Raw genomic sequence first — 16,772 nt, 5'->3', positions numbered from 1 at the left:
CTCTCTTTTTTACATACGGATGCCCTAGGGTATCCTATTTTTTTGATAAAAAATATCCCTATCAAATTTTGATAAGGATTTTTATTGCTATTATTCCGCTTTTTTCATTGTGTCTGTGAGTTCTTCAATACTTCGCTTTACATTCCCTTTTCCTGAGTAGTTCTCGATTAATTCTTTAACGTCAATGCCACTTGAAGCCTTTAACGACTCCTGAAGGGTTGCCATGAGATTTGTTGCATATCCAGTAATTTTATTGGCTCCGCCTTTCTCACCTGAACCACCAGTATCTACTACGGTAATTTTATCAATATTGGCAAGAGGGCTTGCTACCTGCTTCGCATATTCAGGAAGCATTTTGATGATCATATCCAAGATTGCCGCTTGACCAAATTGCTCGAACGCTTCTGCTATCTTTTCCTTCGCCTCCGCTTCTGCTAAACCTTTCAGACGAATAATTTCTGCCTCGGCCGTACCTTGTGCCTTTTGGGCTTCAGCTTTTGATAAACCATCTAAGCGAATACGTTCTGCTTCCGCTTTTGCCATTGCTTCAATACGATATTTATTCGCTTCAGCCTCCGCAATTTGTTTTGCCTTATTTGCTTCTGCAGACTGCTCCACTGAGTATCGATCCGCATCGGCTTTTTTCTTCACTTCAGAATCATATTGCCGTTCACGACGCAAGATTTCTTTTTCTTCTAATTCGATTTGTTTCTGTCTTTCAATAATTTTAATTTGCATTTCCTGTTCCATTACTTCCTGCTTCGACCTGGCACTTTCCAATTCATATGCCATGTCAGCACGGGCTTTCGCACTATCTTGTTCACGGCGGAACTCTGCAACTTTTAACTGATTAATTTTTTCAGCTTCAGCGATTTCAGTTGAACGCTCTAACTCAGAACGCTTTGCTTCCTTTGCAGCTTCTGCTCTTTTAATCCTAGTTTCTTTATCTGCTTCGGCCGTTGCAATATCAGCGTCACGCTTCACTTGTGCAATTCTTGGTTTACCAAGGGAATCAAGGTATCCATTTTTATCGCGCACATCTTTAATCGTAAATGAAACAATGACTAATCCCATTTTCGCGAGATCCTGTGAGGCGACTCTTTGGACCTCTTGCGAGAATTTATCGCGGTTTTTATAAATCTCCTCCACTGTCATGGAACCGAGGATGGAGCGTAAATGACCTTCCAGAACTTCCTTTGCTTCATTCTCTCGGTCTTCCTTAGCCTTACCAAGGAATTGTTCCGCAGCCGTGGCAATTTCACTAATCGACCCGCCAATTTTTATGATTGCAACACCATCTGCCATAACGGGTACGCCTTGCTCTGTGTATACTTCTGGTGTTGTTACCTCAAGCTTGCTTGAAAGCAGGCTAAGCGGCTTTGCCTGTTGAAACACCGGTAAGATGAAGCTTCCTCCGCCGCGAATGATTTTGATTTTATTACCTGACTCATCCACATGTACACTTCCGTTTCCAAGGAAACTTCCCGTAACAATTAGCGCCTCATCCGGCCCAGCTGTCCGATACTTTGTGATAAAAACACCGATTAGAGCGATTAAAATAAATGCAACGATACCTATAACAATCCAAAAACTTAATTCCATCTAGCCTACCTCCCTATAAATATTTCTCTATTTCTTGATGAGAGCTAACTTGGAGCACCCCATCTTTTATATCAACCACAAGCACATTCGTTCCATTATCAATCTGGACACGATCAAAGCTTGTGGCTGGTTTTGCAATTCTGCCGCTAATACTTTCAATCATCACTTCCCCATACCCATCCGCTGGAATCCCTGTGATGACGGTTCCAATTCTACCTCTTAAATCACTCTCTTTGTACACGAGGGATTCTTCGGCATTAGACAATGGAATTAGAACAAATACATTTAAAATAGTAACAAGGATAAAGGCTATAATTGCTGATATTCCTACGATTGCCAAGTAATGAATCGCAGAAAGCCTCTCAAATAAATACGAGCTTGCTGAGAAAAGGGTTACAAAAGCCAAGATAATTACCGGATTAAGAAAATCCGGTCCGTCAAAATGGACGACATCTGCAAAGAATACATACAAAATGGTCAAAATACCTGAACCAATTAATCCATATAAATAAATTGTTTCTAATGGCAGGTTGAATACTTCCATCGGCACCACTCCCTTCCTTATGTATGTAACTTTAATACGGTTAAAAATTGGAAAAGATTCACTTTTCTAACTAAATTTTACCTAAATAACAAAAAAAGTGCTATGACTTTTGCCATAGCACTTACTGAATCATATTTAAAAACTTTTTTGTTCGGTCTTCTTTTGGATTGGTAAAGATAATTTCTGGTTTGTCCCTTTCCACCACGACACCTTGATCCATAAAAATAACCTCATCTGCAGCCTCTCTTGCGAAGCGCATTTCGTGTGTAACGACAATCATCGTCATCCCTTCGGTTGCGAGGTCCTTCATCACTTTTAAAACCTCACCCACTAACTCAGGATCGAGAGCTGACGTCGGTTCATCAAACAGCATTACCTTTGGCTCCATTGCTAATGCCCTGGCTATGCCAACCCTTTGCTGCTGCCCGCCTGAGAGCTGTGCAGGGTAATAATCGATTTTATCCCCCAGACCAACCTTCTCTAATAAGGCTTGTGCCTTTTTTCGAGCGTGATCCTTATTCTCATTTTTTACTATTACCGGTCCCTCCATCACATTTTCTAGAGCTGTTTTATGAGGGAATAAGTTATAGCTTTGAAAAACCATACCTGTTAAGCGGCGAAAGGTTGCAATGTTTTTTTTCGGTACAGTGCCTGAGAAATCAAGGGTGTTTCCCTCAATGGAAATGATCCCTTTAGTTGGCGTTTCTAATACATTTAAGCACCGAAGCATGGTGGTTTTCCCAGAGCCAGAAGGCCCAATAATCACTACTACATTCCCTTTTTCCACCTCTAGGTCTATCCCTTTTAGAACCTCTAAATTGCCGAATTGCTTATATAATCCATGAATGGAAATCATCGTAGATTAGCCTCCCTTCTATTACACGTACCGATCAAGTTTCTTTTCAAAGTATTGCTGGATAACGGAAAGGATAAAGCAAATTACCCAATAGATTAGGGCCGCTTCAGAATAGACTAATAAAAATTCATAATTGCTGGCAGCAATTTCCTGGGCTTTGCGAAACATCTCTGAAACAAGCACTAGGGAGGCAAGGGAAGTGTCCTTCACGAGACTAATAAATGAATTTGAAAGTGGAGGAATCGATACTCGTGCCGCCTGAGGCAGGATAATTCGCCTTAACACTTGGGAATAACTCATTCCAATGGAATACCCTGCCTCCCACTGCCCTTTAGGGGTTGAAAGAATCGCAGCACGGATAACTTCAGAAGTATACGCCCCTACACTGAGAGAAAAACCAATTACAGCCGCTATATAGGAATCGATAATAATTCCGATATTCGGAAGACCATAAAATATAATAAAAAGCTGTACTAATAATGGTGTTCCACGAATGGCTGAAACATAGACTCTTGCAATCATTTGAAAGACCTTCACATGAGAGATTCGAGCCAGCGCCGTTAAAATGGCTAATATCAAACCAACAATAAACGTAATGATGGTTAACGGGATTGTATAAAAAATAGCCCCTTTCAGAAGGGGCAGAAAGGAACTTTGAGCTATATCCATCAATCGTGCGGTTCGCTCCGGGTCAGTAAAAATACTATTTAAGTACATCTTCACCAAACCATTTCTCTGAGATTTTTTTGTATGTGCCGTCTTCAACCATTTCCGTTAAAGCTTTATTGACCTCATCTACGAGCTTATCGCTACCTTTTCTAAACATAAGTCCGCTGGCTGACGCGTCTTCACTTGTCGCGGCAATTTTTATTGGGGCATCTGGTCTTTGCTTTGTATAATCTAAAAACGAAATACGATCATTAATTGTTACGTCAACACGTTTAGAAGTAAGTAGTTCAACAGACTGGGTAAAGCCTTCCACACTAACTAAATTAGCTCCATTTTTCTTTGCCAATTCTCCATAGTTACTTGTCAGCGACTGAGCAGCATTTAAACCCTTTATGTCCTCAAAAGTCTTTACTTCATTATTATCTTTATGCACAATCAACACAGCAGCAGATGTAATATAGGGATCAGAAAAATCGTATTTTTCCTGACGGTCTGGGCGGATTCCAACTTGGTTCGCAATCATATCAAATCGCTTTGCATCAAGCCCAGCAAAGATGGCATCCCACTGCGTCTCTTTAAACTCAGGTTCTACCCCTAAGCGTTTTGCAACTTCTGTCGCAATCTCCACATCAAATCCGGTAAGATTACCACTCTCATCATGAAAGGTAAATGGAGCATATGTACCTTCTGTTCCTATTAGCAGCTTTCCATCATCTTTAACTTTGGCTAATAAATCTTGGTCCTCAGTTTTTTCTGCAGTTTTATTGTCTTCTGTTTTATCTTCCTTTGCCTTATCATCTTTTCCACATGCTGACAAAATCAACATAAAGCTGACTAAAAGTGCAAAAACAATAGTTAATTTCTTCATACTTAACTTATCCTCCTAATTCTGATTGTTTTTCTCGGATTTGTCCATCTTAATATAATCATTTCTAGATGTAAAGGAAAATAACAAATGTACACAATTTTATCATATCCTATTTTCTCAACTATAATGTAAAACACCTGCTAGGATTCCCAGCAGGTGTTTTACATTATTATATTATGCTGATAGTAGTTCTTTTTCCAGCTCATTTTTAGCCCGTTTTTTCTTAAGCGGACCATAAAAGAAAATTCCGCTGGATAAAAGCACAATTCCTAGTATAAAGGTCTTAAGGTCCGAAGTCCCTGATATAATAACCCAAACTGAGTAAATGGTAGCAACGGCAGCAATGCTTCCGTCTATCATTCTTGATTTTAAATTGTTGTAAGATTCGCCTTTAATAACTAACTTAAATTGATAAACAGAGGCAATAAAATAAGGTACTAAATAAGCTAAGGTTGCTATGGTAATAATAAAATCAAAGGCGCCTGAAATCGACTTTGATACAGTTGAAAAAATAAAAATCTGAGCTATTCCGTTTGTTAAAACAAGTGAAAAGATTGGGAGACCTTTTTTGTTTTCTTTTAAGAAAGCAGGAAGGAATAATCCTTGCTTTGCAGCTTGATAAGGTACTTCAGCACTTAACATAACCCAGCCAATAGTGGAACCAAATAAGCTGACTAAACCAATAGCCGCTAATACTTTTCCACCAATTGGTCCCATTACAGCTTGGATCGCATCAATTAATGGTTTTTCAGAATGGATAAGGGTATTTTGATCTAACATCCCCATCACGAGTGTGCTGATCCCAATGTAGATTCCTAGCGCGATAAATAGCCCGACAATCGTCGCCCGTTTTACATCGACTTTCCTCTTAGCACGTGATGCAAACACAACAGCAGATTCTACTCCAAGAAATGCCCAAAGCGTCACCAAAGCTGCATTGTTAACTTGTGACATTAAACCAAATGTTTGACCGGTATCACTAATTCTCGTGTCAACCATTGGCATGATATTTGTTTTATCAAAGGTAAAGAGTCCAACAATGATAAAGAGTAAAAACCCTGTGACCTTTGCAGCTGTCGCAGCTAAGTTTAATTTCCCAGCACTTTCTAAGCCGCGTAAAATAATTAAATGTGTACCCCATAATAGAACGGTACAAACAATAAATGTTAAACCATTACCAACTTTTAATGTATAACCGCCAATTGTAATCCAATCAGCCTGACTAGTTAAGATAGGAAAAAAGGTTGATAAGTATCCGGCAAACGTTGTAATAATCGCTACATTACCAGCTACGTTCCCAATCCAGTAACCCCATGATGCCATAAAGCCAGAAAGGATTGAGACCCCCGATTCTGGTTTAAAAAGCTCCTTCGCATAAATTTGCGGACCGCCTGTTAAATTCGGTTTCCGTATAGTCAAGTTACCAAAAACAAGTGCAATCATTAGTACACCAATTCCGGTAAGAAGCCAAGCTAAAATAACTCCACCTGGGCTTGCTGCCTCGGATAATGAGCGTGGCAACATAAAAATACCTGATCCGACCATATTTCCAACGACAAGTGCCGTTAATACCCAAAAACCTAATTTATTTGAATTCCCCAAGATGTAACCTCCTAAGGCGAATAATTATTATATTAACGTAATAATAATACGAGCCGCAATCAACACAGTCAATGAAAAAATTATCACGCAATAGTATTAAACATAAAAAAAATAGCAAGATAATCCTTTCCGTTGATTACATTACTATCTTGAAGTTTTTATTTTCTTTTTGTCTGTTTTGCTTTTGATTGATTCTGCGCGGGAAAACTCCCGTCATGTCCATTGCCGTTCCTAGTATAACATCCTGACCAAATTCGTCAACAGAAGGTTTTATGGAAATTAACAGAACTTTTTCCTGATAAACCACTTCAAAGGTAAGACCATCTTGAAGTTTCTTCGTTAGATGGCAATAGTCATCCATAGAGACATCGGACGAAGAAAGAACTTCGGATATTGCTCTTCCAATGATATCTTCTAGGTCATATCTAATTCTTTGAAGCAATCCACCATCTATTGCTATACAAATAAACTGGCTGCCTTTCTTCTTTAACCGAAAGAATAATCCTGGATACTCTGACATAGAGGTATTCTTTGCCTCTTGAATACTATCGTAATGAAGTTCAGTGAAGTAAAATCCCTTTAAAATAAAGTAAAAACCAAAAACTTTATAAATGTGCCCTAGGAAATTATCTAGATCAAAAACACTCTGATAGATGGTAAAAATTAATTCTGTTAATAGTAAAAAGACAAATGCCAAGGCAAAGTATAATTTATCCTCCTTCTTATCCAGATAATATTGATATAGGGAGACCATCAACGAAATAAATAAAACAAAGCTTACACCATATTCCATACCATTCTTTAATAAAGTGGTGCCTTTTCCTTCAATAACCAGCAGAGGGAGATTTTTTTCAAATACAATGATAATAAATCCGACAATACTAGCTAGAATTAATCCTAAAATCAATGTAAAGATTCGATAGTCCCTCTGTAATTTTCTATCTGGAAGGAGTATGAGAGATAGCATTAAGAGCGACTGAATGACCCTTGCTATAATCCAAAACCAAGTTGCCTTTTGGACTGAACTAGCTGTGATAAAAAAAGGCATCCCTTTGAATGAAAGGGTGTGGAATAAATCAATCATTCCTACTACCAAAAAGGTAAATGCTAAAAGCAACAAAGTGATTGATCTCGTTGTGCCAAACTTTTTTATACCATAAAGAAAAATGGTAACTGAAATGGCGATACAAACAATCTCTAAAAGGGTGTGTATCCCTACATAATTTTTGGGGTCATAGATGTTATATATTTGTGACAGGAAAATACGGACCATCATCAATAGAAAAATGGCACTAACAGTATAGGCAAGAAATTTCGTTTCCGTCATTTTTGCTTTCATATTCTCCACATCCTTTTGACATTTGGTTTATCTTTAATTATAAAACCGGCTTGTCAAAATAATTGGATCAATTATATCAATTTTATGAATCTTTCAATAAGGAAAGAAGGATACGATTACCCTTCTCAGGCTGTCAAGTAAGTTTCGACGGCCATTATTTTTCAATGCAGAAGTGCTGGAGTGACCGATGCCTGTCACTGAAAAGAAATTTGGGTCAATGCAGAGGGGCTGGAGTGACCGTAGCCTGACATGAAAAGAGATTTGGGTCATTGCACGAGGGCTGGAGTGACCGTAGCCTAGCATGAAAAGAGATTTGGGTCATTGCACGAGGGCTGGTGTGACCGTAGCCTGGCATGAAAAGAGATTTGGGTCATTACAGAACGGCTGGTGTGACCGTAGCCTGACATGAAAAGAAATTTGGGTCAATGCAGAGGGGCTGGTGTGACCGTAGCCTGACATGAAAAGAAATTTGGGTCAATGCAGAGGGGCTGGTGTGACCGTAGCCTGACATCAAAAGAAATTTGGGTCAATGCAGAGGGGCAGGAAATATAAAAATGCCGAGAAAATACCTTTCTCGGCAATCTGAGAAGGGTACGATTACCCTTCTTTTTTACTTCCACCACTGGTCAAACATAGTTGCAGGCAGCTGACGTTTATGTTCTGTAGCCTGATAACGCTGTTCAATTTTTTCTGCAATTTCTTTTGATACAGGTTTTCCTTCCAGGTAATCATCAATGTCATCGTATGTAATCCCTAATTCTGTCTCATCCGCTTGCCCTGGCTTCTTATCGAGTAAGTCAGCAGTGGGTACTTTTAAGTAAAGCTCTTCCTCTGCCCCAAGCTCTTTTAGCAATGCTTTGCCCTGACGTTTTGATAGTCCGCTTAGCGGCAGGACATCTGCTCCGCCATCGCCATATTTTGTATAAAATCCTGTTACGGCTTCAGCCGCATGATCGGTACCGATGACAAGTAATCCTTCCATACCGCCGAAGGCATATTGCGCAATCATTCTCATTCTTGCCTTCACGTTTCCTTTATGGTAATCACGTAATGGCTCTTCATTCGTAACCGTATTATATTCAGTTTGAACTGCGTCCACCGCACCTTGTATATTAAATATATACTCACGGTCTGCGCCGATAAAGTTCATAGCACGGACTGCGTCTGCTTCATCCTGCTGAACCCCGTAAGGTAAACGAACAGCAATAAATAATGCTTCATTTCCTTCTTGACGCAATTCTTCAACCGCCAATTGGACTAGTCTTCCAGCAAGTGTCGAATCCTGCCCTCCGCTAATTCCCAGAACATAACCTTTCGCCTTTGTTTTTAACAAATAGTTTTTTAAGAAGTCAATTCTATTTCTTATCTCTTCCTTAGGATTAATCTCAGATTTCACATTTAATGTCTGCATAATTTCCCTTTGCATATGTTGAACCTCCATTCGTGTATACATAATTGTAATTTATCATAATTGCTTATTGTTTGCCTAAATTCTGAACTCTATTCTTTTCCATTTATGTGATTATGTACTATAATTCTAGTTTAAAATAAATTTATCCTAGGTCATGGAGGAAGAAAATGGACGCAAAAACATGTAATGAATCAAGAGTGGTTAGAACGGGCAGAATTTTCCCGAATGATGTAAACAATCATAATACCTTATTTGGGGGCAAGTTAATGAGTGACATGGACATGATTGCCTCCATTTCGGCTGTACGACATGCAAGAAAAGAAGTCGTTACCGCCTCAACAGACTCTGTTGATTTTTTAAGTCCGATTACTCAACAGGACTCTATATGTATTGAATCTTTCGTTACCTATACCGGAACGAGTTCAATGGAGGTTTTCGTAAAAGTAATTGCAGAGAATCTAATAACAGGTAATCGAAAAATTGCTGCTACCGCTTTTTTAACCTTTGTTGCGTTGGATGAGGATGGAAAACCAACAAAGGTTCCTGGAATTGTACCAGAAACCGAAGAAGAAAAAAAGCTGTTTGAGACAGGGAAGAATCGAGCGGAAAAACGGAAGGAACATCGAAAAAGCAGTAAGGAACTTGCGAGTTACTTTACAACTGAAAAACCTTGGGAATGAAGATAGGCTGCTATTTTAGCTAGCCTATCTTTATTTTTTTACCGTAGAATCATTGTTCCACGTCATTACTCCATCTTCTTCATCAAACTCAATCGTGACATCAACGACACCTTTTTCTGCCATGATTTTTTCCTGTAAACGGTCTTTAATATCATCTGCAGCTGCTATCGTTAGACTCGGGTCAATCTCAATTTCCAATTCCACATGCAAATCTTCCCCTTCTTTAATTACTGCAAGGTCTTGGATATCTTTAACATCAGGGTCAGACATCACTAATTGACCAATCTTCTCTTCCATTTCCTCATCTGCCCTGCCAAGGACACCAGCAGCGTTATCCAAAAAGACTCGACCGACAACGAAGAACATCATTAAACCAATGAGAATCGAAGCAGCCCCTTCAATCCAGTGGATATGTGTAAAATGGGAAATCACGACTGCGATAATAGCGAGTAGGCCCCCGCTTGTCGCGACTAAGTCTTCCATAAACACTAGTTTTGTTGCTGGCTTAGCCCTGTTGAGATGGGCAAAACTCTTAAAAAACACACTTGGACCACTTGCTGGTTCACCAACTTCATGCATAACTTCCTTCATTGCCTTATAAAGAACATATATTTCGAGTATGAGGGCAAATGTAAGCACGCCTACATTAATTAGGAACCCTTCGGATTCACTTGGATGTAGAATATGATGATATCCTTCTTGGATTGTCTCAAACGCCATAATTCCTACGATTAATACTGCTCCTAATAAGACTAAGTTTACCAATCGACCAAATCCATTTGGGAAGCGATTCGTTGGCGACTTCTTGCTTAATGCAGAACCAATAAATACGAAAAACTGGTTTGCGGCATCCCCTAGGCTATGCATCGTTTCCGCAAACATCGCGACGTTTCCAGTAAACATATACGCAACACCTTTAGCAATTGAAATGATCGTGTTAACGATTGCTGCGATCAAAGCGGACTTGTTACCTTTTCTTAATAGTCTAAATAATTCTCCCATTATATCCCTTCTTTCTCCTACATTTTTAGTTATCTTTACTATTTTCAAAAAAGGCAAGTTTCATGACATAGTCACTTTCCTATAAAGTGAGAATTTCCCAAAACAAAAACCCCCATTGCTGGAGGATTGAGATGTTAAACGTTTTTCAACACCATAAATAATCGGTTATTTCTCTCATTTCTGTCTTCTACTGAAGCTAGGTCATATTTTTTCAACAGATGAAACACTTCATTTAAAAGGTCTTGTGTATGTTCTTTGGAGAAGAATTGTTCAAATAATGGCTTCATCTCATCTGGAAGAATTGCTTCTTGTGACTCATACTTATTTCTTACATCTTCCTGTGAGTGATTAAGTTTACATTCGCTCATTACATCACCTTCTACACTTTTTTGTGATCTGTTACTTCTAAAACATCCAATATGAAAACAAAGACCGGAATACCAATGATTAAACCCCAAACGCCGAAGAAATGTTCAGAAAAGATTAATACAAGGAAAGTATAGAAAACCGGTAAATTTGTTTTAGACGACATTAAATTCGGATTCAAAATATATGCTTCAATTGCATGGATAATCATTATGGCGATAAAAACATATAGAACAGTCATAATTCCACCAATACTATACCCGATAATAACAAGTGGAATGAGGGAAATGATAACCCCTGCCACAGGAATCAAGCCAAGGAATAGAATCATGATAGACAGTCCCCCTAATTGCGGGAACCCAAAAATCCATAATGCAATGGTTGTCAGAATACAGTTAACGACAGCAATGATTAATTGTGCTTCGATTACCTTTCCAAAGGTACCGACAAATTTTAGTGAAAAGAATTCTATTTCTGCATAAATAGATGCTATTTTACTCGTTTTAAATTTTTTCGTAAATTCAATTAAACGAGGTTTTTCTAATAAGTAGAATAAGCTCATTAAAAGAGCAATAAGGATTTGTAAGCCAAATGTACTAATATCCGTAAAGTAGGCAATTAAAAAGGTAAAGCCTCTCTCCAAATAATTTGAAATTTGAATTTCCTCAAGACGGCTAACCAAATAATTTAATATGATATTGTCATGCTTTTGTGTATAGAATGCTGTAATTTGCTTAATTAATGCTGTTATTTCACCAACAATCATTGGTAAGTATTTCACAAGACCGTAAGAGAGAAGACCAACAATCGTGGTATAAGAAGCAACAACCAGGATTTTTCGATTAAGTGGTATTTTTCTGTTCAGAAAAATAACTAACCGGTCCATTAAAAAGGTGAAAATAAACGTAAATAAAATCAAATTAATCATATCTTTTAGTCCATAAAGAACTAATGCAAGTAAGACAAAAATTGAAATTCTTTTAAAACCGCTGCTTTGAATTAGTTTATTTATCATATAATTTTACCAAACCCCATTTTTATGTCCTGAAGAACTATGTATTAACTTTATTATAACAAATATGTACATGATTGTTACTTTTAAGACTGAATCTTTTTAAAAAAGAATTCAGTCTTTAGTCATAGGAACCTATAAGGAAATTTCATATATAGACAGGCAATATCTTCTTCTGCTTATCATACATATTCAAAGAACATGGAATTGAATGATTAGTGGCATTTTTTTAAATGGAGGGGATAGACTTGTCGGGAGGTCAAAGAGCACTTTTATACATTTTGTCCTTTATTATACCTGTTGTGGGCATTATCCTAGGAATTGTTTGGATGAATGATCAAGATTTAGACAAGAAAGCCATCGGAAAAACCTGTTTAATTGTTGGTATTGTTTCCATTGTACTGAGTTGTATTTGCTGGTTTGCTGCTTCTGCCTTGTCTATCGTCCCGGCATTTATGACGTATTAACCAGAAAGAACCCAATTCATCTTTTTGAATTGGGTTCCTATTAAATTGGAGTGATTTGTTTGCTGCATGAATTATTTCATTTTTTCGGGAGAGCTATTTGTCATCAATTGGAGGAACGATCGCTCCTTGTTTCCGGAGAGGCACTTGCTGTGTGTGCTAGGGATACTGGCATTTATATTGGTGTTTTTTCTACATTCATTTATTTGCATTTTACAAAACGAAAACAGAGTGTAACAATACCTTCTATTAAAATGAGCTTCATCCTCCTGCTATTTCTTGTTCCATTAATGATAGACGGTCTAGGGTCGTACATTAACTTATTTGATTCGAATAATCCGCGGAGGTTAATGACTGGAATTGCCTTTGGGTTCGTATTGCCTTATTTTATTTATCCACTGCTCTCGAAAAAATCTCTTGAACATGAGAGCAGACCTGTACTATATACGAGCAAGGATTTAGTAATTCCACTAGTTATGAGTATTTTTTTAGGTGTACTATTTTATACTGGACAACCATCACATATCGTACTCGATAGCTTAATTATGGTTTCTGTCATAGGTTGGTTCAGTCTGTTAGCTTCCTTTCTTTTTCCATTTATACTTAGAGTATCATTAAAAATAACTTTTTCAGTGCTTGTCAGTTTATTATTCCTTTCCATCCTTTCTTTGTTACATGTATGGGTATTAACTTTAACCATATGAAAAAAATTCCGCATTCCTAAACGGAGAGCGGAATTTTAATCGGAGTGAAAAACCTTAATTATTTCTCTTATTTGGTTTAACCTCTCAGGCGTTAATTGGTCCCCAGATAATTCAATCTCTAATTTTAGTTTACTATTACCGGATGGCATCCATTTGCAGAACATTTCCTTTTCCGCTTCTTCCGTTCGGACTAAATCTTCTATATCAATTTCCAGCGTTCGTGCTAATTTACCAAGGATGTCTATACTAGGGTTCTTTTGAATATTGCGTTCGATTAAACTTAAATATGACTTTGAGATCCCTGTTAATTCACTTAGCTTACTTAATGAAATTCCTTTTTCTTTCCTCATTACTTTGAGTCTATTTCCGTCCATCGAATCCCTCCTAGAGGTTATGGTCCAACTAACCGCTAAGACCCTTTGTAATTAATGTAATGGCCAATGGGCCTAAAATAACAATGAATATAGATGGGAAGATAAAGAATACCATTGGGAATAGCATTTTAACAGGCGCCTTCATTGCCTGTTCCCGTGCAGCCTCTCGTCGTTGTTCCCTAATCCTTACTGTAAGATTCCCTAATACTTTTGCCATCCCAATACCAAGCTGATCTGCCTGAATTAATGAGGTAATGATGCTTTGGAAGGAATCAGAAGGCACTCGTTTCCGAAGGGCATAAAATGCTTCTCTTCTTGATTTACCTAACTTCATATCTTCTAATGTTTGCAGAAACTCATCTGCCAGCGGTCCCTTAATCTTTTTAGATACTTCAAGCAATGCTAAATCTAACCCCATTCCTGCCTCTAGTAATAGATTTACCGTATCGAAGAAATCTGGCATTGAGACATTAATGGCTTTGATTCTTGCTGTCTTTTTCTTGCCGAGGTAGAAGATTGGAAATCTAAATCCTAACATTACTAGTGTTAACATCATTACCCAGATTAACAGTTTGTTATCTGAACTAGGAAGCACTAAAAAGAAAATCGGTAAACTTAAGCCTAAACTAAGGACAATTTGGAACAATCTAAAATCAATCGCAGATTTAAAAGGATAGCCCGCGTTCCTAAGAAGCATATCTAATTTTTTTCTCTCAGTTGCTGAAACCCTTTTATTTAATAGTTCTGTTCCTTTATTCCAATAAGTCTCCATAGCTATTTTTATACTTTTATTATTTTTGTCCTCTAGGAAATCTTCTGACTGCTTTTTTTGTGGTTCTGTAAAATATTTGTTCACCCGTTCATTAAAGGCAATTTGCTTTTTAAAAATGGTTAGCAAAATAGCTGCTGTGAGTGAAGTTGCAAACCCAGCCAGTAAAAATAATAGAATAATATCTAACATATTACACCTCGATTCGGATAATTTTCTGAATGACCGCCCAGCCAATGATAATAGAAACGGAGGCTAGGAATAACATCATCCAACCCAATGGGTGTTCAAGCATCGGTGAAAAATATTCACGGTTTACCAATGCTAGGTACATACCTAGACCAACTGGGAGTAACGTTATAATCCAAGAGGACATCCTTCCCTGTGCAGTTAAGGTATTAAGTTCCTCCAGAATACGGACCCTGCCTCTAATCGTTTCTTCCATTGTCTCGAGCAATTCAGCTAAATTTCCACCGCTTCTTCTTTGAGCAAGAATAGCCCGGATAACTACTTCTAGTTCCTTATTTGGCAGGCGTTGTTCCATTTCTTCGAACACATCCTCCAAGGGAACCCCTAGCCCCGCCTGGCGGATTACCCGCTCAAATTCAGGACCCAGAGGATCGGGAATCTCTTTTCCAACCAACTGCATGGCCTGCATAAAGCTAAAACCTGCCCGCATAGAATTTGCCGTCATTCCTAAAACTTCAATCAATTGATAGTTTACAAATGCTAAGCGTTTTTTTCTTTTACGTTTAATAACAATTTTAGGTATTGCAAAGCCAATGAATACTAAAACGATATTAAAATACCACGGTATTCCTAAAATTAATCCTAATAAACCAGTGCCTGCAGCAGTGAGAAGCCTAAGCGCAAAAAAATCTTCTGGTTTCAATTTACTTCCTGCTTCGAGCAACAGCTTTTCTGTACTTTCATTAAATTGAACATTTTTGAAAATAGCGGCCATTTTATTAACTAACTGATTACTGACAGATGACTTCTTCTCACGTTCATTTGGAACTTTTATTTGCTCTCGAGAAGGCAAAAACTCGTTTATTCGTTGCTTTATTCTTCTCTTTTCTGCATAACTTACTATTAGGAGAAAAATAGTACCACTAGCTGCAATAAATAGAAGGAGAATCGTTATTACTGATTTCATTACTACCACTCCCCAATAAACCATGATGACGGTAACTTAAAACCATTTATTTCTAACTGTTCTGTGAACTTTGGACGAATACCAGTACTCATGAATTTCCCCTCGATTCGACCATCAATAGAATGGTGCATTTCTTTAAACACAAAAAGGTCTTGAAGAACAATCGTTTCCCCTTCCAACCCGAGTACTTCTGTTATATGGGTAATTTTCCTTGTTCCATCCTTCAGCCTTGATTGGTGGACGATTAAGTTAATGGCATTGGCAATCTGCTCACGGATTGCTTTTACAGGAAGTTCATATCCTGCCATTAATACCATTGTTTCCAATCGAGAAAGAATATCTCTTGGAGAATTGGCGTGCCCGGTGCTCAAGCTGCCATCATGACCCGTGTTCATTGCCTGAAGCATATCCAAAGCCTCTGCTCCCCGCACCTCACCGACTACAATACGGTCAGGACGCATCCGCAGCGCATTACGAACTAAATCACGGATTGTAATTTGCCCCTTCCCCTCAATGTTCGGCGGACGCGATTCAAGCGCAACAATATGCTCCTGTTCGAGTTTAAGCTCCGCTGCATCCTCGATCGTTACAATCCGCTCATCATTGGGAATAAAGGATGATAATACGTTTAATGTCGAGGTTTTTCCTGATCCTGTTCCGCCGCTAATAAAGATATTAAGTTTTGATTTAACACAAATCTCGAGAAATTCCGCCATCTTTTCATCCAGGGTATTAAAACTAGTTAAATCTTTAATAGTAAATGGATTTTCAGAAAATTTTCTGATCGTTAAACTTGGTCCCTTGAGTGCTAATGGAGGAATAATCGCATTCACACGCGAGCCATCTGGCAGACGAGCGTCAACCATTGGTGAGCTTTCGTCCACACGGCGGCCAATAGGGGAAACAATCCGTTCAATTACTCGCATAACATGCTGATTATCGATAAAGTTTACACTACTTCGGAAAACCTTACCATTTTTCTCATAATAAACCTCATTATAGCTATTAACCATGACCTCACTGACTAAAGGGTTTTCCAACAATGGGGTTATAGGTCCATAAGCAAGCAATTCGTCCTTCACATAATGCAAAAGATCTTTCTTCTCTTCAAAGGTCAGTCTTGTACCTTCTTGTTCAAAAAACTCCTCAGCTAAATTCTCTAATTTTTCATTTTCTTGTTGTTTATTCTGTCCAGGGTATTTTTTTAGTTCCTCCAATAAGTAATTGTGAAGGTCAGCTTCTATTTCCCAGAATTCTGGTGACTTCTCCACAATGGGAATTTCATGGGATGTTTTGGTAGTAGTTTTTGTGGTATTTTCTTCTATAAATCGTTTAAATAATGACATATCCTTCC

Annotated in this window: 18 protein-coding genes; 3 read left to right on the top strand and 15 right to left on the bottom strand. The window is 38.1% G+C overall.

All coding sequences use genetic code 11. The features are described 5' to 3' along the window. Positions 1-90: 90 nt before the first annotated feature. From floT to nadE, 8 genes are all read right to left on the bottom strand, one after another. Entirely contained in the window at positions 91-1,602 is a 1,512-nt protein-coding gene (floT, locus tag ABC255_RS05240) for a flotillin lipid rafts scaffold protein FloT (protein ID WP_412991836.1), read from the bottom strand. Positions 1,603-1,615: 13 nt separating this feature from the next. Beyond that, positions 1,616-2,146, bottom strand: a complete 531-nt coding sequence (locus ABC255_RS05235) for an NfeD family membrane protein (protein ID WP_412991835.1) — start codon at positions 2,144-2,146, stop codon at positions 1,616-1,618. 121 nt (positions 2,147-2,267) lie between these two features. Beyond that, on the bottom strand, positions 2,268-3,002 hold the full coding sequence (locus tag ABC255_RS05230) for an amino acid ABC transporter ATP-binding protein (RefSeq protein ID WP_412991833.1): 735 nt from the start codon (positions 3,000-3,002) through the stop codon (positions 2,268-2,270). 21 nt (positions 3,003-3,023) lie between these two features. Continuing rightward, entirely contained in the window at positions 3,024-3,719 is a 696-nt protein-coding gene (locus ABC255_RS05225) for an amino acid ABC transporter permease (RefSeq protein WP_335533337.1), read from the bottom strand. After that, positions 3,706-4,539 carry an amino acid ABC transporter substrate-binding protein gene (locus ABC255_RS05220; protein ID WP_412991831.1) on the bottom strand — a complete coding sequence of 278 codons (834 nt, stop codon included), beginning with the start codon at positions 4,537-4,539 and terminating at the stop codon, positions 3,706-3,708. The genes ABC255_RS05225 and ABC255_RS05220 overlap by 14 nt, the downstream gene beginning before the upstream one ends. A 174-nt stretch (positions 4,540-4,713) precedes the next feature. Further along, entirely contained in the window at positions 4,714-6,141 is a 1,428-nt protein-coding gene (locus ABC255_RS05215) for an amino acid permease (protein ID WP_412991829.1), read from the bottom strand. A 136-nt stretch (positions 6,142-6,277) separates the two neighbouring features. Further along, positions 6,278-7,480: a membrane-associated sensor domain-containing protein gene (locus tag ABC255_RS05210; RefSeq protein ID WP_412991828.1), complete on the bottom strand. Its 1,203-nt coding sequence runs from the start codon at positions 7,478-7,480 to the stop codon at positions 6,278-6,280. A 610-nt stretch (positions 7,481-8,090) separates the two neighbouring features. Continuing rightward, complete coding sequence (nadE, locus tag ABC255_RS05205) at positions 8,091-8,906, bottom strand: NAD(+) synthase (RefSeq protein ID WP_412991826.1); 816 nt, start codon at positions 8,904-8,906, stop codon at positions 8,091-8,093. Between the two features lie 152 nt (positions 8,907-9,058). Between nadE and ABC255_RS05200 the strand changes: the two genes are divergently transcribed. Beyond that, positions 9,059-9,571 carry an acyl-CoA thioesterase gene (locus ABC255_RS05200; protein ID WP_412991824.1) on the top strand — a complete coding sequence of 171 codons (513 nt, stop codon included), beginning with the start codon at positions 9,059-9,061 and terminating at the stop codon, positions 9,569-9,571. A 30-nt stretch (positions 9,572-9,601) separates the two neighbouring features. On the opposite strand, the gene ABC255_RS05195 is transcribed toward ABC255_RS05200, so the two are convergent. The 3 genes from ABC255_RS05195 to ABC255_RS05185 all read right to left on the bottom strand — a co-directional run bounded on the left by ABC255_RS05195 (position 9,602) and on the right by ABC255_RS05185 (position 11,954). Beyond that, positions 9,602-10,573 carry a cation diffusion facilitator family transporter gene (locus tag ABC255_RS05195; RefSeq protein ID WP_412991822.1) on the bottom strand — a complete coding sequence of 324 codons (972 nt, stop codon included), beginning with the start codon at positions 10,571-10,573 and terminating at the stop codon, positions 9,602-9,604. A 134-nt stretch (positions 10,574-10,707) separates the two neighbouring features. Next, positions 10,708-10,941, bottom strand: a complete 234-nt coding sequence (locus tag ABC255_RS05190; protein ID WP_412991820.1) for a hypothetical protein — start codon at positions 10,939-10,941, stop codon at positions 10,708-10,710. Between the two features lie 11 nt (positions 10,942-10,952). Next, positions 10,953-11,954 carry an AI-2E family transporter gene (locus ABC255_RS05185; RefSeq protein WP_179595259.1) on the bottom strand — a complete coding sequence of 334 codons (1,002 nt, stop codon included), beginning with the start codon at positions 11,952-11,954 and terminating at the stop codon, positions 10,953-10,955. Positions 11,955-12,199: 245 nt separating this feature from the next. Between ABC255_RS05185 and ABC255_RS05180 the strand changes: the two genes are divergently transcribed. Together ABC255_RS05180 and ABC255_RS05175 are read left to right on the top strand one after the other, a co-directional pair. After that, positions 12,200-12,418, top strand: coding sequence for a hypothetical protein (locus tag ABC255_RS05180; RefSeq protein ID WP_412991818.1), 219 nt, complete (start codon positions 12,200-12,202; stop codon positions 12,416-12,418). A 59-nt stretch (positions 12,419-12,477) separates the two neighbouring features. Continuing rightward, a complete protein-coding gene (locus tag ABC255_RS05175) occupies positions 12,478-13,119 on the top strand; it encodes a DUF2085 domain-containing protein (RefSeq protein ID WP_412991816.1) in 642 nt (213 codons plus the stop codon). A gap of 35 nt (positions 13,120-13,154) precedes the next feature. Here the strand turns inward: ABC255_RS05175 and ABC255_RS05170 are convergent, their stop codons facing one another. Genes ABC255_RS05170 through ABC255_RS05155 form a run of 4 tightly spaced genes read right to left on the bottom strand, consistent with a single transcriptional unit; the run spans position 13,155 to position 16,764 of the window. After that, positions 13,155-13,493, bottom strand: coding sequence for a helix-turn-helix domain-containing protein (locus ABC255_RS05170; protein ID WP_412991814.1), 339 nt, complete (start codon positions 13,491-13,493; stop codon positions 13,155-13,157). 28 nt (positions 13,494-13,521) lie between these two features. Next, on the bottom strand, positions 13,522-14,454 hold the full coding sequence (locus ABC255_RS05165; protein WP_412991812.1) for a type II secretion system F family protein: 933 nt from the start codon (positions 14,452-14,454) through the stop codon (positions 13,522-13,524). A 1-nt stretch (position 14,455) separates the two neighbouring features. Continuing rightward, positions 14,456-15,418, bottom strand: a complete 963-nt coding sequence (locus ABC255_RS05160) for a type II secretion system F family protein (RefSeq protein WP_412991810.1) — start codon at positions 15,416-15,418, stop codon at positions 14,456-14,458. Positions 15,419-15,420: 2 nt separating this feature from the next. Continuing rightward, positions 15,421-16,764, bottom strand: coding sequence for a TadA family conjugal transfer-associated ATPase (locus ABC255_RS05155; RefSeq protein WP_412991809.1), 1,344 nt, complete (start codon positions 16,762-16,764; stop codon positions 15,421-15,423). Between the last annotated feature and the right edge of the window lie 8 nt (positions 16,765-16,772).

This window comes from Neobacillus canaveralius, assembly GCF_047237705.1.
GTDB lineage: Bacteria > Bacillota > Bacilli > Bacillales > Cytobacillaceae > Neobacillus > Neobacillus niacini_K.
This window is presented reverse-complemented; position numbering and strand designations above follow the sequence as displayed.

Excerpts from the sequence above, each read along its gene's own strand:
- ABC255_RS05230 (WP_412991833.1), bottom strand. The coding sequence starts at position 3,002 with ATGATTTCCATTCATGGATTATATAAGCAATTCGGCAATTTAGAGGTT.
- ABC255_RS05185 (WP_179595259.1), bottom strand. The coding sequence starts at position 11,954 with ATGATAAATAAACTAATTCAAAGCAGCGGTTTTAAAAGAATTTCAATT.
- floT (WP_412991836.1), bottom strand. The coding sequence starts at position 1,602 with ATGGAATTAAGTTTTTGGATTGTTATAGGTATCGTTGCATTTATTTTA.
- ABC255_RS05160 (WP_412991810.1), bottom strand. The coding sequence starts at position 15,418 with ATGAAATCAGTAATAACGATTCTCCTTCTATTTATTGCAGCTAGTGGT.
- ABC255_RS05225 (WP_335533337.1), bottom strand. The coding sequence starts at position 3,719 with ATGTACTTAAATAGTATTTTTACTGACCCGGAGCGAACCGCACGATTG.
- ABC255_RS05235 (WP_412991835.1), bottom strand. The coding sequence starts at position 2,146 with ATGGAAGTATTCAACCTGCCATTAGAAACAATTTATTTATATGGATTA.
- ABC255_RS05195 (WP_412991822.1), bottom strand. The coding sequence starts at position 10,573 with ATGGGAGAATTATTTAGACTATTAAGAAAAGGTAACAAGTCCGCTTTG.
- ABC255_RS05210 (WP_412991828.1), bottom strand. The coding sequence starts at position 7,480 with ATGAAAGCAAAAATGACGGAAACGAAATTTCTTGCCTATACTGTTAGT.
- ABC255_RS05170 (WP_412991814.1), bottom strand. The coding sequence starts at position 13,493 with ATGGACGGAAATAGACTCAAAGTAATGAGGAAAGAAAAAGGAATTTCA.
- nadE (WP_412991826.1), bottom strand. The coding sequence starts at position 8,906 with ATGCAAAGGGAAATTATGCAGACATTAAATGTGAAATCTGAGATTAAT.
- ABC255_RS05190 (WP_412991820.1), bottom strand. The coding sequence starts at position 10,941 with ATGAGCGAATGTAAACTTAATCACTCACAGGAAGATGTAAGAAATAAG.
- ABC255_RS05155 (WP_412991809.1), bottom strand. The coding sequence starts at position 16,764 with ATGTCATTATTTAAACGATTTATAGAAGAAAATACCACAAAAACTACT.
- ABC255_RS05165 (WP_412991812.1), bottom strand. The coding sequence starts at position 14,454 with ATGTTAGATATTATTCTATTATTTTTACTGGCTGGGTTTGCAACTTCA.
- ABC255_RS05220 (WP_412991831.1), bottom strand. The coding sequence starts at position 4,539 with ATGAAGAAATTAACTATTGTTTTTGCACTTTTAGTCAGCTTTATGTTG.
- ABC255_RS05200 (WP_412991824.1), top strand. The coding sequence starts at position 9,059 with ATGGACGCAAAAACATGTAATGAATCAAGAGTGGTTAGAACGGGCAGA.